Raw genomic sequence first — 15,257 nt, 5'->3', positions numbered from 1 at the left:
CATCGGGGGATGACAGGCAAAAGACCGGCTTCAATCAAACCGTCTTTCCGGGCTCGCGGTAAATTACGTATCTAAAAAGACATTCTGTCTCTTTTAGACTGGAATCGAATGCGTCTTCAGTTCCTCACCACCAGCACCGACTGGTCGGCGTGGCGCATGACGCGGGCTGCATTTGGGCCGAGCAGGTAATCCTCCAGCGCCGGGCGGTGCGACCCCATGACGATGAGATCGACCTTGAGTTTGTTTGCGGCCCTGATGATCTCCTCATAAATGCTGCCATGGGCGATCACATGCTGCAGCGGCGTTCCCTCCGGAACTGTCTTCGCGGTGAAGGCGTGCAGTTCGGTCTGTGCGTGTTCGATGAGCTCGCTTTCGTGCCCCTTTGGAAAAAAGGTGCCGACGATGCTCAACCCGTAATCCGGCACCACGGTGATCACATGCAGCGTGTCGCCGTTGCTGAATACCTCCAGGGCGCCGTCGATCACTTTTGTCGAGGTTTCCTGATCGCCGAGATCGACGGCGGCAAGGATGTTGCGGAACATGGTCATGACGAAGCTCCCTGTCCGGCGGTCTTGGATGTGGTTTCCGGTTCCGCGCGTCGCGTCTGAAGCATGTAGATCAGCCCCAGCAACAACAATGCGGGAATGTAGAACAGGTATTTCGACGGCTGGTTGGACGGCACAAGCACCGAGTTGATGACCTGGTCGAAGTCAAAGCCCGCCGCCTGGGCCGGTGAATCGTAAATCGCGTTGTCGACCAGCACCTTGCCGTCATCGTCATAGGTTTCGAGCCCGAAGGCTTCCAGCCGTTCCTCGCCGGTTGGCTCGTCGCCCACATGGATGATCATCGTCAGGGTAATCGGTTCGCCGACATCGTCCAGACCGTCGACGATCGCCCTGATTTCGGACCCGGGCGGCGCCGCGCCCATGGCTTGCGCCAGTTCGGTTGGCGGGACGGGCTTGTAGGGCGGATAGACGTAGTCCATCCAGAAGCCGGGTCTGAAGAGGGTGAAGGCGATCACGATCAGCGCAATCGATTCCCAGATCCGCGACCGGGTCATAAAGAACCCTTGCGAACCGGCGGTGAATATCAACATCGCCGCCGTCGCCACAATGAACACGAACACGCCCTCGTACCAGGTCACGTCGATCAGCAGGATGTCGGTGTTGAAGATGAACAGGAAAGGCAGCAACGCCGTTCTGAGCGAATAGAAGAAGGCGACGAAGCCGGTGCGGATCGGGTCGCCGCCGGAGACAGCCGCCGCCGCGAAAGAGGCGAGCCCCACCGGCGGCGTCACATCCGCCATGATGCCGAAATAGAAGACGAAAAGATGGACGGCGATCAACGGCACGATCAACCCGCTCTGCTGGCCGAGCGCCACGATCACCGGCGCCAGCAAGGCCGAAACGACAATATAGTTCGCTGTCGTTGGAAGGCCCATGCCGAGGATGAGGCTAAGGATCGCGGTAAAGATCAGGATCAGCATGATCTGGCCCTGGGACAGGAACTCCACAAGGGCTGCAAGCACGGAGCCAACGCCGGTCTGGGACACCGCGCCGACAATGATGCCGGCGGCGGCCGTCGCAATGCCGATGCCGATCATGTTTCGGGCGCCGGTGATCATGCCGTCGATCAGTTCGCTGAAGCCGCGCTGCGTCGTGCCGGCCGTCGATTCGCCGCGGAACATCGCGAAGAGCTGCCTTTGGGTGATCAGGATGAAGATCATGAAGGCGGTCGCCCAGAAGGCCGAAAGCGAAGGCGAAAGACGCTCAACCATCAGGCACCAGATCAGGACGAGAACGGGAAGCAGGAAGTGCAGACCCGATTTGATGGTCGGTCCGGGTTCCGGCAGTCTCACCACCGGCTCGTTCGGGTCATCCAGCTCCAGTTCAGGAAAGGCCGAGCAGAACCGCACCAGTCCCACATAGGCGACGCCAAGGAGCACAGCGATGATCCAAGGCGTTGCGTCGCCGGCGAAGCCGCCGATGAAGTCGAGCAGGTAGAAAACGAGGAAGGCGGTGATTACTGCAAAGCCCAGAACCATGGCGCCGGTGGACAAGAACCGGCCGCGCCCTTCCTCGCCAAGCCGGGACCGGATCATCGCGAAGATGGCGATAATGATCGCCAGCGCGACGATTGTGCCGATGAGCGAAAGACCGGCCGATTGCGCGGCCTGGAAGGCGGCGAAGAGATAATAGACCGCGCTTGCGGCGGCCAGGATCACCGCCATCGTTATGCCGAACGAGATCAGACCCCATTTCAGTGGCTTCGGTTCGCTTGCCCGCGGCAGGCCGGCCATGTTCTGCTTCTTGGCTTCCAGGTGAACGATATAGACCAGAGCGATATAGGAGATGATCGCCGGCACGAAGGCGTGCTTGACCACCTCGAAATACGAGATCCCGATATATTCGACCATGAGAAAGGCGGCGGCGCCCATCACGGGCGGCATGATCTGGCCGTTGACGGAGGAGGCGACTTCGACGGCGCCGGCCTTTTCGGCGGAAAAGCCCACCCGGCGCATCATCGGAATGGTGAATGTTCCGGTCGTCACCACATTGGCGATCGATGAACCGGAAATAAGGCCGGTCATGCCGGAGGCGACGACGGCCGCCTTGGCCGGTCCGCCGCTGAAGTGGCCCATCATCGAGAAGGCGACCTTGATGAAGTAGTTGCCGGCGCCCGCCTTGTCGAGCAATGCGCCGAACAGCACGAACAGGAAGACCAGATCGGTGGAGACGCCGAGCGCGATGCCGAACACGCCTTCAGTGGACAGCCACTGGTGATAGGCGACGGCGTCGAAGCTCGCGCCTTTCCACGCCAGGAACCCCGGCGCATAGGGGCCGAGGAACGTGTAGCCGAGAAAGACGATTGCGACGATCATCAGAGGCGGCCCGAGCGCCCGGCGCGTGGCTTCCAGCAGTAGAATGATGCCGACGACAGAGACCGTCACGTCGAGCGTATCGGGGTTGTTGGGCCGGTCGGAGAGCCTGGTTCCGAGGATCCCGTCCATGAAGTCTGTGTCGAACAGGAACAAATAGAAGGAGCAGAAGGCGGCGACGATTGCGAGCACCCAGTCTGACACGGGCACAACGTGACGCGGCGAATTCTTGAAAGCGGGATAGGCGAGATACGCTAGAAACAGCGCGAAAGCGAGATGGATCGGTCGCGCCTCGCCGCTTGAAAACACCCCGAAACCGGTCGTGTAGGGAACCGGCGAAGCGATCCATATCTGGAAGATCGACCATGCGAGCGCCACGCCCGCGATCAGAAGCACAACGATTCGGTTATCCGGACTGCGGCCGCCGGTATCAGTCGACGCAACGAGATCGTCGAGTTCGTCACTGTTCATTTTTGTTGTTGCGGACTCGGATTCCTGGCTCATCGTAACGCCCCCGTGGCCTTCCCCGTTTTATTATTTTTGCGGCGGGCGTCCGTGAAAGACGCCCGCTGCTGGCTGAGGATTACATCCAGCCCTGTTCCTTGTAGTATTTGGCCGCGCCGTCATGCAGCGGCGCCGACAGGTTGTTCTTGATCATGTCTTCCTGATTCAGATTGGCGAAGGCGGGGTGCATCTTCTTGAACCGGTCGAAATTCTCGAACACCGCCTTGGTGATTTCATAGACCACTTCATCAGGCGTATCGGTGGAGGCGACGAAGGTTGCGCCGACGCCGAAGGTTGTCGTGTCGTCGTCGGTTCCGGCGTACATGCCGCCTGGAATGGTCGCCACCGCGTAGAAGGCGTTGTCGTTTACGAGCTTCTTGGTTGCGTCATTGTCGACGCTGATCAGCTTTGATTCGCAGGAGGTAGTGGCCTCTTTGATCGAACCGTTCGGATGGCCGACGGTAAAGACAATGGCGTCAACCTTGTTGTCGCAGAGCGCCGCCGACTGCTCGGAGGACTTCAGCTCGGAGGCGAGGGCGAAGTCGTCCATCGTCCAGCCCATCTCCTTCATCAGCACTTCCATCGTGCCGCGCTGACCGGAGCCCGGATTGCCGACATTGACGCGCTTGCCTTTCAGATCATCGAAGCTGTCGATGCCGGAATCGGCGCGCGCGACCACGGTGAACGGCTCGGGATGCACAGAAAAAACAGCCCTCAATCCCTCGAATGCTCCGTCGGGAAACTGTTCGGGCGCCGTGCCGTTATAGGCGTGGTACTGCCAGTCGGACTGGGCGACGCCGAGGTCAAGATCGCCGTTGCGAATTCCGTTGATGTTGGCGACGGAGCCGCCGGTCGTGTGCGTGCACTTGATGTCGTGGTCCGACGTGCCGCGATTGACCAGCCGGCAGATGGCGCCGCCCACCTGGTAGTAAACGCCGGTTTGTCCGCCAGTGCCAATCGTCACGAAGGTCTCGGCGGCTGCATAACCGCTTGAGAAGGCCAGTGTTGCGGCGAGCGCCGATCCGGCCAGAATTTTACGTGCTAACATCATATGTGCTCCCTGATTGATGTTCGTTGTGACGCTGGCCGGTCATTTCCGGGCCGGCGCCTATGTGTCTTCGCCTCCGTTGTCAGCTTTCTGGCTGGACGCCTTTCGCGACAGGGGAGAAAAAGAACCGGGTGTCGTCCTTCCGGACAAAAGGGGGGGCTGGCTTGGCAGGCTATTTCTGTGTGCGATCTGGTGGTTAACGGAAAAAAGACTGTCCACACTCCCGCTCCTGCGAGTTCCCTTATTGGTAGGGAGGAAGTCTTCCAAACAAATCATACGTTGTCAATCAAAGGAACTTGAGTATGATCCGGCGCTGTTCCAGAGCCTGATGTCCAAAAAATGGAGTCCTCTCTGCCCCTGCACAGCCTTCCGCGCATCATGGTCGCGCCCACCGGGGCGAGGCGCACGAAAGCCGATCATCCGAAAATCCCGATCATGATAGACGAAATCGTCGCTTGCGCGCGCGCCTGTTTTGAAGCCGGCGCAGGTGGTCTTCACGCCCATGTGCGCGACGCCGCAGGCGCTCATGTTCTGGACGCCGGTCTCTACCTGGAACTGATCGCCGAAATGGCGCAGGCGGTTCCCGAGATGCAGGTTCAGATCACCACCGAGGCGGTCGGCCGCTATTCGCCGGATGAGCAGCGCCGTCTTGTGCGCGACGTCATGCCGAAATCCGTATCCGTCGCCTTGCGCGAAATGATTCCTGTCACGGAGGATGTTTCCGCCGCTTCTGAATTCTATCACTGGGCAGCGGATGAGGGCGTGCAGGTGCAGCACATCCTGTACGATGCTGAGGATCTCGGTCGTCTGATAGGCCTTTTGGACTCCGCCGTTCTCCCGGCAGGTAATATTCAGCTGCTCTTCGTGCTTGGACGCTACACCGTCGGTCAGCAGAGCGCGCCGGAAGATCTCGATCCGTTCCTGTCGTTGTTCGAGGGATCAAGTCTTCAGAACAACGGCGCCGAATGGGCGCTGTGCGCCTTTGGATCAGGAGAAACCGACTGTCTCCTTGCGGCTCTGAGCCGTGGTGGCAAGGCGCGCATCGGCTTCGAAAACAGTCTCTGGAACCGCGATGGCGCGGTGGCGGAAGACAATGTCGAACGCATCCGGGAGCTTGTGTCGCTGGCCGGGAAGTGATCGGATTGCCGAAACGGCAACAGATTTAACGAAAATTGGCTCTTTATTGGAACGGTTTCCAGTGCCATGGTCCGGACATGGCCTATATCATTACCGAACCCTGCGTGGATGTGAAGGATGGCGACTGCACCGACGTGTGCCCGGTCGATTGTATCTATGAGGGCGGCCGCATGTTCTATATCCACCCGGACGAATGCGTGAATTGCGGCATTTGCCTGTCTATCTGTCCGGTCGACGCCATAACCTGGGACGGCGAGATCACTGCGGACATGCAGCATTACGAAGCCATCAACCGCGAATATTTCAACGAGAACGTCTCTGGTCTGGGCTCGCCAGGCGGCTGGGATTCATCTAACACCACCGCCAGTGATCACCCGCTCGTTGCAGCACTTCCCATCCTCCACACAGCGCAGGCATAGAAATCATGACTTTACACCGGCTGAAGGGCGTTGTCGCTGCCGTTCCGACACCGCTCGATTCCTCCTTCCATCCCGACCTCGAAGCCTTCACGGCGCATTGCCGCTGGGCGCTCGACAACGGGTGCGACGCGCTGAACGTTCTCGGCTCGACGGGCGAGGCGAATTCCTTGTCCGTGGTTGATCGCAAGGCCGTGATGACGGCCGCTTCGCGGGCCTTTGACGGATCGAAGCTGATGGTCGGCGCCGCAACGCCCGATCTGGCGACGACGGTCGAACTCACCCGGTATGCGCATGAATGCGGCTTTGCGGCGGCGCTCGTCCTGCCGCCCTGGTACTACAAGCCGGTGACCGATGACGGCCTCTACGCCTGGTTCGCGCGGCTGGTGGAGGAAACGTCTGCAACACCGATTGCCATCTATCTCTACAATTATCCGCAATTGACCGGGATCCGCTTCAGCGAGGATCTGGCGCGTCGCCTGTCGGCTTCCTTTCCTGAAAGAATTGTCGGAATGAAGGATAGTTCCGGCGATCTCGACTATGCGGCCGCCATGGCGAAGATCGACGGCTTCGATGTCTTCCCCAGCAACGAGGCGGCGTTGGCGAATTGCGATCGCGACGGGTACGCCGGCTGCATTTCCGCAACCGTCAACATCGATCCCGCCGGCTCTGCCGCGCTCCTTGCAGACCAAGGCAATTCGGATCTGCTGGACTCCGTTCGTCACGTGCGCACGACAGTGTCGTCCTTCCCGCTTGTACCAAGCGTGAAATACCTTGTCGCCAAACGTCTTGGGAAAGCCTCTGCGGCCATGCCGCTGCCGCCTTTCCTGCCGCTGACCGACGCGCAACAGGCTGATCTCGTCGAGCAGATTGGGTAGGCGCTGCGCGCCGCCTGATCAGGGAACGGATTTTTCGAGTTGGGCCAGCGCGGCGCCTATTTGCTCGATCATGGCGTGGGATGCCCGGGTCATCTGACGGCGTTTCGGAACGAGAATGCCGAGCCGCAATGCGCCCAGACGCGTTCCCTTGAGCGGCACCCCGACGATCTCGCCGGAACTCAGTTCCTCGACCAGGCCGATCGGCGTGTAGAAGGCGACCCCCAACCCGTCCTTCACCAGTTGCCGCAGCAGCATAATGTGGTTGCTGGTGACGAAATTGCGTCCGCTGCGGTGAAGCACGGACAGCTCAACCTCGATCAGGGAGCGGATCGGCTCCGTATCGAGTTGGAGAAGCAGGTTGTACTGCGCGCACTCGCTCAGTGTCACGGCCGGCGAACGCGCCAACGGATGGTCTTTCGCAACCATGGCTTTGAGAGGCATGGAGATGTCGTGGATGAGCTGCATGTCGTCGGGCGGCGAGATGTTGAAGGTGATCGCGAAATCAGCCTCTCCATCGGCCACCAGGCTGGTCACCCGGCCATGTGCGCCGGTTTGCACACGAAAATTGACGCCGGGATGCGCCCTGTGGAACCTGCGGATTTCAGCCGGGAGAAAATGCACAAGCAGACTGTCGAGGCAGGCGATCCGCACCTGGCCGGTTTTCATGCCCTTCAGCGCGCCGAGTTCGCCGGTCAGAACATCGAATTCCTGCAGGGTGCGGTCTGCGTGGGCAAGCACGATCTCGCCGGCGCGCGTCAGCCGCAGACCTTTCGGCAGTCGCTCGAAAAGCGGCGCGCCGAGTTCGTCTTCCAGTTTCTGGATTTGCCGGCTCAGGGCCGATGTCGCGACATGCAGTTCTTCCGAGGCCTTGCGGATCGAACCTGACCGCGCGACTGTCGCGAAGTATCTGAGAATGGCTGCGTGCATGAATCGGCCTCCGGGTTCACGTTAGTTCCGGAGGCCGGGAATTGGAAGCGGCGCTGATCCGTATCAGCGACCGCGCCACACTGGCGCGCGTTTTTCGCGGAAGGCTGCGACGCCTTCCTCGGCGTCCTCGCTGGTAAGCGCCGCAACCAGCGCCGGCGTCTTCAGCGCCTGCGCTTCCGCAGGCGTCAGATGCGCCGTTCGGTTGACCGTCTGCTTGATTGCGCGCAGAGACAGCGGCGCGCCGGCGAGAATGTCCTTGACCCAGGCGTCGACCGCGTCGTCGAGCGCTTCAGGTTCGGTCACTTCATTGACAAGGCCGTAGCGATGGAGTTCTTCGGCGGAAACCTGCCGACCGGCGAGCATGACTCCCATGGCGAGATTGTGCGGGATTTTGCGCTGCAGGAGCACCATGCCGCCGTCGAGCGGCATTCGTCCGACGCGCGCTTCCGGCAGTCCGAAACGGGCTGTTTTCGAAGCGACGACGATATCGCAGCCCATCACCATCTCGAAACCGCCGCCCAGCGCGTAGCCGTTGACGCGGGCGATGACCGGAATGTCGAGGCTTGTTCGGAAGCTCAGTCCTCCAAAACCGTTCGGGCGCGTCTCCGCCCAGTATTCCAGTCCCGAGGATCCGGTTCCCTTCATGTCCGCGCCGGCGCAGAAAGCCTTCTCGCCGGCGCCGGTTATGACCACGCAATAAACATCCGACCGGCTTTCCAGATCAAGCCAGATCGCCTCCAGCTCCGCCGCGGTTGCGGCGTCGACGGCGTTAAGCCGTTCGGGCCGATCGAGTGTCACGCGGGCGACGCCGTCCTCAACCGAATAAAGGACGTTCATGACGCCTTTGCCTCGGCCAAATTATCCTGCCGGGAAAGGTACTCGTCATTGTGCTCGCCGAGTTTCGGAGGCTTCAGCCGCACAGTGACTTTGGCGTCCGACATGTCGATCGGCGATCCGATAAGACGGACCGGTCCCGCCGGTGTTTCGCCGGCTTCCAGGATCAATCCGTTGACGATGGTCTGTTCGTCTTCAAGAGCTTCAGGCAGTGTCATGACCTTCGAGCACAGGATATCGACGCCTTCCAGTCTTTCGATCCAGTGTGCGGATGATTCCTGGGCGAAACGCTCCCGGAAGATCGCCTGCAGTTCCGGACGATGCGCCATCTGAGAATCGAAATCGGCGTAGCGTTCGTTCTTCGACAGGTCATCGATTTCCAGCGCTTCGCAGATGTCGCGCAGAGGGTTTTCCTTGAACGCGCCGACCATTGCGACGGGACGATCCGTCGTCTCGAACACGCCGGTCAACGGAAACGCCGCCCAGTTCAGGTCCTTGCCGCGCATCATGTGGACGGCGGCTTCCTGCATCTGCATGGCGATCATCGACGAATAGAGGCTGACGGAGAGAAGCTGGCCCCGTCCTGTCTTCTCGCGTTGAAGGATCGCCAGCAAAATCCCCTGGAAGAGGTGCATCCCAGCGGAATAATCGCACAGCGTGGTCGCATAGATCGCTGTGGGATGCGTGGGATCGGCCTTGCGCGCCATTGCGCCGGACATCGCCTGGGCGAGCACGTCCTGTCCGCCTTTGTGGCGGTAGGGACCGTCGATCCCGTAGCCGGTGCCGACGGCGTAGATCAGTCGGGGATTGCGCTCTTTCAGATCCTCATAGCCGAATCCCATACGCTCCATCACGCCGGGCCGGAAATTGCTGACCACCACGTCGGCGCTGTCGATCAGCTCCAGAATCTGCTGGCGAACCGTCTCGCTCTTCAGATCGACCGCGACGCTCTTCTTGTTGCGGTTCAGTGAACTGAAAACCGGATTGTTGAGGCCGTCCGGGTCGGAGCCAAGCGACCAGCGCGACAGATCGCCGATCTTCTGCTTCTCGATCTTGATGACCTCGGCGCCATAGTCGGCGACCATCTGCGTGCAGCTGGGGCCAAGCATGACCTGCGTGAAGTCGATCACCCGGATTCCGTCGAGTGGCAATGGGGTCATTCTGCGGCCTCCTGCAGGCTGGCGTTGGTCGAAGGCGCGTCGCCCGGATCGGCGCCCTGGGCGCGCATCTGCTTCTGGATCGCACGGATATCGGCCTTGCGCACGGATGTTCCGGCGTTGAGCGCAACGGTGGCCGCCACGCCGGCTGCTTCGCCCATGGCCATGCATGGCGGGATCTCGCGGCTGGATTTCTGCGCCTGCGGCGTGGCCGAATAATGCCGGCCGGCCACCAGAAGCTGTTCGATATCCTTCGGCACCATGGCGCGATAGGGCGTGTAATAATCGCGGCCGCGACACACCGTGTCGGGGAAATGCCGGCGGGTCATCACGTCGTCCTTGGTCACCACATACTCGCCTTCGAGCAGGCGCGTCTGGCGTACGCCGGTCTGCGGCGCGAAATCCACTACATAGGCGTTTTCGAAGCCGGGCAGGTTCTTGCGGGCAAAGTCCAGCAGTTCCTCCATCCGGCGGCGTCCCTCGAATTCCACGCCGGTAAGATCGTTCACCTTCAGGCCGTCGAGCTTCGGAATATGCGGGCAATTGAGCCAGACCACGCCCGGCAACGGCGTTTTCAGCCACCAGTAGTTCCAGCAGCCGCCGATAATGCGCTTTGCCTCATGGTCGAGTTTGGCGAATTCTTCGACGTGTTCATACTGGAAGCGTTCGGCCTTGTCTGTGTCGACGCCGCCCCAGCGCGAGACCGGGGTGAGAATGAAGGAGCCTTCCTGGAAGCGCGCGCCGGCGCTTGCGGCCACGTCGAGGTCGCCGGTCGTGTCGATGACCACGTCGCCCATGATCGCCTGACGACCTTCCTTGGATTCCACGACGACGCCCTTGATTGCGCCATCCTCGATGATCGAGGAGGAAAACCAGGAATGCAGCCGCAGCTTGACGCCGGATTCCTGGATAACGGCGTTGGCCGCGCGCTTGTAGCCGTCCGGATCAAACGCGGCGGAATAGCAGACCGGATGCGGCATGGAATGGGTGTGAAAGTCGAACACGCCCCAGCGCGACCATTTCTCCCACATCTGCTGGGTTTCCCGAACGTCGGGCTGGCGATCGCGTTCTGGCGGCGCCACGCACAGCCCCATCTTTTCCATGCGTTCGATCATTTCCATGCAGATCCCCTGCACGGTGATTTCCAGATCGTTGTGCATGTCGTCCAGCAACAGCACCATGCCGCCGGAGGCGAGACCGCCGAGATGGTTGTAGCGTTCCAGAAGCGTGACGCTGGCGCCGTTGCGCGCAGCAGAAACCGCAGCCGATATGCCGGCGGGGCCGCCGCCGACCACGACCACGTCGGAGCGGTCGACGACCTTTGCGGCGCGTGGCGTTTCCTGAATGATTATGTCTTCCATCTTGACCTCCGGGGGCTGTGGCGAGTCTGGTTCTGTAGCGGTTTTTCGGGACGCCGGCTCAGTGAACGGCCGGCGTTTTCCATTTGATCATGCGACGTTCGGCAAAGCTCACCATAGCGAACAGGAACACGGCAAGCAGCGAGGCCGAGAAGACGGACGCATAGAGCAGGGGCGCGTGATAATTGTAGGAAGCGAGCAGGATCAGCGCTCCGAGCCCATAATTCGAACCGATCCACTCCGCCACGATCGCGCCGACGACACATGTGGTGGCGGCGATCTTGAGCGCCGCGAAGAGGAAGGGCAGGGAACTTTGCAGCCGCACTTTCCAGAAGATTTCCGCGTCGCTCGCCGACAGCACCCGCATCAGGTCCAGCGTCGCAGGGTTTACGGCCTTCAGGCCGCGCACCATGTTGACCAGCGTCGGAAAGAAGCAGATCAGCGCCGCGATGATGATCTTCGGGGAATAGCCGTTGCCGAATATCAGTACGAGGATCGGAGCGACGGCGATGATAGGTATAGTGTTGATGAACACCGCGATGGGGAAGAAAGCCCGTTCCGACGTGCGGTTATGGACAAAGGCGACCGCCATCAGAATGGCTATCAGGTTACCGAAGACGAACCCGAGCGCTGCTTCAAGAAAGGTCAGCCAGAAATTGAGCCAGAGCTTTGGACCGTCTTCGATGAATGCGCCTAAAACTGCAATCGGTCCCGGCATGATGAATGGCCGGATCGAAAATATCCAGATGATGAGTTGCCAAAGAACCAGCATGCCCACGGCTGTGAGCAGCGGCAACAGGCGGTCGCCGCTCTTGGCCAGCCAGGCGGAGCCGGATTTGCGATCATTGGCGCTGGCCTGGCTCTGTGCAATATCGGCCATTGTCAACACTCCTCGAGCATCTTGCGCAGATGCGCGGTGATCTTGATGAATTCCACCGTATCGCGAACCGGCAGCTGGCGCGGATAGGGAAGGTCTACCGTCATGTACTCCTTGACGCGGCCGGGGTGCGCTGCAAGCAACAGCACCTTTTGGCCCAGGAAAACGGCTTCGGGAATCGAATGAGTGACGAACAGGATCGTTGTCCCGGTCTCGTTCCAGATGCGCAACAGTTCTTCATTGAGATTGTCGCGGGTGATTTCGTCCAGAGCGCCGAAGGGTTCGTCCATCAGCAGGATGCGCGGCCGCGTGACCAGCGCCCTTGCAATGGCGACGCGCTGGCGCATGCCGCCAGAAAGTTCGCCGGGAAGCGCTTTTTCGCGACCCTTCAGGCCGACGAGTTCAAGCAGCTCCATCGGATCCGCATGGGCGGGTCCGGGTTTTCCGACTTCCAGCGGAAGGCGCACATTGTCGATCGCGCTGCGCCAGGGCAAAAGCGTCGCGTCCTGGAATACGAAAGCGAAATCGCGCTCTTTGCGGGCTTCTTCCGGCGTGCGCCCATGCACTTCTATTCCGCCCCGGGAGGCCGGGACGAGATCGGCGATTGCACGCAGCAGGGTGGACTTTCCGCAGCCGGAAGGTCCGAGCATGGTCACCAGTGCGCCTTCGGGGATGTCGACTTTGACGTCCCGGAGCGCGGTCACGGCTGTTTCGCCTTCACCGAAGGTTACGTCCAGTCCGTCGACGCGCACCGCGAAGGCTGTTTCTGCATCTGCGGAAACAGCATCCTTGACTGCGTGCATGGTCGCCATGTCGATTATCCGACTTTCTTGCGCGTCTCGGCCGTAGCGTCGAGGATCGCCAGCGTCATTACGTCGTCGACAGTCGGAACGTCGCCCTTGAACTGGTCGAGCGACGCATAGGTCTCGATCTGCTCCTGCCAGTTTGCCTTGGTCATGGCGCCCCAGCCTTCCTTGGCGGTGACGTCATTGAAGTTGAAGCCAATGACGCCTTCGACGGCCGCCAGTTCGCTGGGCTTGTCCAGATTCGGATATTCGGCGACCAGCATGTCGACAGCTTCTTCCGGATTCTCCCTGGCGTATCCCCAGCCGCGGGCGGAGCCGCGCAGGAAGCTGGCCAGAGTGTCGGCGTCATTCGCCAGCGAGTCGTCTGTTGCGAAATAGACGTTGGCGTAGAGCTGGATTCCGGTGTCCCAGAGCATCAGGTCGACGCGGTCGTCGCCGAGAACCTTCAGGGCGCTGGCGTTGGTCAGCCAGCCGGTTACGGCCTGCGCCTGGCCTGTCATCAGCTGATTCATGTCCGAACCCATGTTGACGATCGTGACGTCGTCTTCGGAGATGCCGTTCTTCGCGAGCAGCGCCCGCAGCAGGATGTAGGCGGTCGGCTGTGTCGCGATCGTCTTGCCAACCATGTCCTTCGGTTCGCGGATGGCGTCTGCTTCGAGCGAGAAGTAGGTGAAGGGGTGCTTCTGATAGCCGGCTGCGAACGCCTTGATCGGGATGCCGGCGGAACGCGCGAGCATGACGGACGGGCTTGAGGACGTCTGACCGAGGGTGGACTGGCCGGCTGCCACGCCGCCAACGCCGTCGACGTTTGGTCCACCCGGAATGACTTCGAGTTCGACGCCCTCTTCCTTGTAGAAGCCTTTGGATTGGGCGACGACTTCACCCAGGATGCCGTTGGATGCAAGCCAGCCGAGCTGCATGCGCACGGTCTTCATGTCGGACGCCTGTGCAGGAAATACGCTGATAAGGCTCTGCGCGGTCGCCAATCCCCCGATTGCGCCCATTCCTGCGAGCAGGCTGCGACGATTCAGTTTCAGATCATTCATGTTCCAACCTCATTTTTGGGTGCCTGTCATGTTGCGGAATGCGAGCGTGCCGGACAGGCGAATGGAAAGAATGACTCTGAGTTGTGTTCGAATAAAGAACTATTTTTCGCAATAGTGATTGCCGAAACGGCAACGCTCACCGCACCGTCAATCCGAATAGGCGTCGGTAGTCAAAGAGCGGCGACGCAGCGGGAAAACGATATTTTCGCGCATCAGAGCAATTACGCCCGGATAACTCTTCCGGCTTCGCGCATCTTTACTTGGCTCCAGAGTGTTTGCGATAGCTCGGCCAGGCGGTCATGGTTCCACTCCTGCCGTCCCTGGAGGATCCATTCCGCGATTGCGCCGGCCGTGTCGGGCCACTCCACAAGAGGTCCGGCCTCCGCGAATGTCTCGGCAATCCATTGTTCCACGGAACGGGATGTGAGCTGGTGCGTGACTGAGGCAAGGCCAAGGTCGTGAAGCACCATCGCGTTGGAGAGTTGCTCATGGTGATCTTCGACGGGAACGAGGAGCAGTCTCTTGCCCGCGCCCAACGCTTCCGTCGCAAGAAGAAATCCTGCCGAACATATGACGCCGCTCGCCGATGCAAGAGCGCTTTTGAAACCCTCGCTGTCAAAGGGCCTTGTCTCTACATTGCCGTGCCTTTGCGAACCGGTTGCATGGCGTGAGTAGATGACAAATCGGCCGAAGTCGACCAGCCGAAGGATGTCGACGATCCGCTCCGGTGAGAATGTATCCAGATAAACGACCACGCTTCCGTCCGGTTCGGAAACGTCAAAGTCCGATTTCCGGTAAATAGGGGGAACGATGTCGTTCTGTCCGTAACAGCCCCAGTGGGGATGGATCTTGAGGCCTGCGGGACTGATGAAAGGGAGGCGATCTCCCAATCCCAATTTCTTCTTGGGAATTGGCTTCTCGTAAACCGTGAGGTGTGTGACGCTGATCGAGAAAGTATTCTTCAATCGCGCGGCAAAGGCGGTCACATATTCGGAGTCAGTCAGTACGAGATCATAGTCAGTGAGCTCCAATCGACCAACCTGGCGCGCGACCTGCGCCACATTCGCAGCGAGGCTGGCGTAATAGCCCATCTGGTTGAGCTTTCCGTCGGTGAAAGGCACATCGGCGCCGCGGTGCGTCGTGTAAGGCCTGAGTTGCGGCAGGTCCGGCAGCTGCGACGGATCACGTCCGCACAGGTAGCAGGTTACGTTGGCGCCCCTTTGTTTCAGTTGCGGAACAAGAGCGAGCGCCGCCGAAAGATGGCCAAATCCGATTGTATGAACGCCGTACAGGATTTTCATTCTTCAGTCTCTCGACAAGGTGCGTTCGGAATGGTTCCGCGCGACGGAACCCGGTCATTAATCTGCAGGCGGAATCGGGAAAGCGGCTCT

The 15,257-nt window shown here is 60.3% G+C and carries 14 protein-coding genes; 3 read left to right on the top strand and 11 right to left on the bottom strand.

What is annotated here, in order from left to right:
* Positions 1-116 precede the first annotated feature (116 nt).
* The 3 genes from K1W69_RS11320 to K1W69_RS11310 form a co-directional block, all read right to left on the bottom strand.
* Positions 117-548 carry a universal stress protein gene (locus K1W69_RS11320; RefSeq protein WP_258570996.1) on the bottom strand — a complete coding sequence of 144 codons (432 nt, stop codon included), beginning with the start codon at positions 546-548 and terminating at the stop codon, positions 117-119.
* A complete protein-coding gene (locus K1W69_RS11315) occupies positions 545-3,349 on the bottom strand; it encodes a TRAP transporter permease (RefSeq protein ID WP_220228458.1) in 2,805 nt (934 codons plus the stop codon). The genes K1W69_RS11320 and K1W69_RS11315 overlap by 4 nt, the downstream gene beginning before the upstream one ends.
* A 112-nt stretch (positions 3,350-3,461) precedes the next feature.
* On the bottom strand, positions 3,462-4,433 hold the full coding sequence (locus tag K1W69_RS11310) for a TAXI family TRAP transporter solute-binding subunit (RefSeq protein ID WP_370688233.1): 972 nt from the start codon (positions 4,431-4,433) through the stop codon (positions 3,462-3,464).
* 336 nt (positions 4,434-4,769) lie between these two features.
* Here K1W69_RS11310 and K1W69_RS11305 point away from each other — a divergent pair, with 336 nt between their 5' ends.
* The 3 genes from K1W69_RS11305 (at position 4,770) to K1W69_RS11295 (ending at position 6,861) form a co-directional block, all read left to right on the top strand.
* The gene (locus K1W69_RS11305) at positions 4,770-5,567 is read left to right on the top strand and encodes a beta-keto acid cleavage family enzyme (RefSeq protein WP_258570995.1); all 798 of its coding nucleotides are present in this window, start codon (positions 4,770-4,772) and stop codon (positions 5,565-5,567) included.
* A gap of 77 nt (positions 5,568-5,644) precedes the next feature.
* Complete coding sequence (gene fdxA, locus K1W69_RS11300; RefSeq protein WP_220229306.1) at positions 5,645-5,986, top strand: ferredoxin; 342 nt, start codon at positions 5,645-5,647, stop codon at positions 5,984-5,986.
* A 5-nt stretch (positions 5,987-5,991) separates the two neighbouring features.
* Positions 5,992-6,861, top strand: a complete 870-nt coding sequence (locus tag K1W69_RS11295) for a dihydrodipicolinate synthase family protein (protein ID WP_220228456.1) — start codon at positions 5,992-5,994, stop codon at positions 6,859-6,861.
* Between the two features lie 18 nt (positions 6,862-6,879).
* On the opposite strand, the gene K1W69_RS11290 is transcribed toward K1W69_RS11295, so the two are convergent.
* From K1W69_RS11290 to K1W69_RS11255, 8 genes are all read right to left on the bottom strand, one after another.
* Positions 6,880-7,788, bottom strand: a complete 909-nt coding sequence (locus K1W69_RS11290; protein ID WP_220228455.1) for a LysR family transcriptional regulator — start codon at positions 7,786-7,788, stop codon at positions 6,880-6,882.
* 63 nt (positions 7,789-7,851) lie between these two features.
* The gene (locus K1W69_RS11285) at positions 7,852-8,625 is read right to left on the bottom strand and encodes an enoyl-CoA hydratase-related protein (protein ID WP_220228454.1); all 774 of its coding nucleotides are present in this window, start codon (positions 8,623-8,625) and stop codon (positions 7,852-7,854) included.
* Entirely contained in the window at positions 8,622-9,782 is a 1,161-nt protein-coding gene (locus K1W69_RS11280; protein ID WP_220228453.1) for a CaiB/BaiF CoA transferase family protein, read from the bottom strand. Before K1W69_RS11280 ends, K1W69_RS11285 begins: the two co-directional genes overlap by 4 nt.
* Complete coding sequence (locus K1W69_RS11275; protein ID WP_220228452.1) at positions 9,779-11,140, bottom strand: FAD-dependent oxidoreductase; 1,362 nt, start codon at positions 11,138-11,140, stop codon at positions 9,779-9,781. Before K1W69_RS11275 ends, K1W69_RS11280 begins: the two co-directional genes overlap by 4 nt.
* 58 nt (positions 11,141-11,198) lie before the next feature.
* Positions 11,199-12,017, bottom strand: coding sequence for an ABC transporter permease (locus K1W69_RS11270; protein ID WP_220228451.1), 819 nt, complete (start codon positions 12,015-12,017; stop codon positions 11,199-11,201).
* Positions 12,018-12,019: 2 nt separating this feature from the next.
* Positions 12,020-12,826, bottom strand: a complete 807-nt coding sequence (locus tag K1W69_RS11265; RefSeq protein WP_220228450.1) for an ABC transporter ATP-binding protein — start codon at positions 12,824-12,826, stop codon at positions 12,020-12,022.
* Positions 12,827-12,831: 5 nt separating this feature from the next.
* Positions 12,832-13,866: an ABC transporter substrate-binding protein gene (locus K1W69_RS11260; protein WP_220228449.1), complete on the bottom strand. Its 1,035-nt coding sequence runs from the start codon at positions 13,864-13,866 to the stop codon at positions 12,832-12,834.
* Between the two features lie 221 nt (positions 13,867-14,087).
* The gene (locus tag K1W69_RS11255; RefSeq protein WP_220228448.1) at positions 14,088-15,167 is read right to left on the bottom strand and encodes a glycosyltransferase family protein; all 1,080 of its coding nucleotides are present in this window, start codon (positions 15,165-15,167) and stop codon (positions 14,088-14,090) included.
* Positions 15,168-15,257: the final 90 nt, after the last annotated feature.

It is taken from the genome of Flavimaribacter sediminis (assembly GCF_019492055.1).
Lineage (GTDB): Bacteria > Pseudomonadota > Alphaproteobacteria > Rhizobiales > Rhizobiaceae > Flavimaribacter > Flavimaribacter sediminis.
The sequence above is the reverse complement of the archived record's forward strand: the minus strand, read 5'-3'. Positions and strand labels throughout refer to the sequence as shown.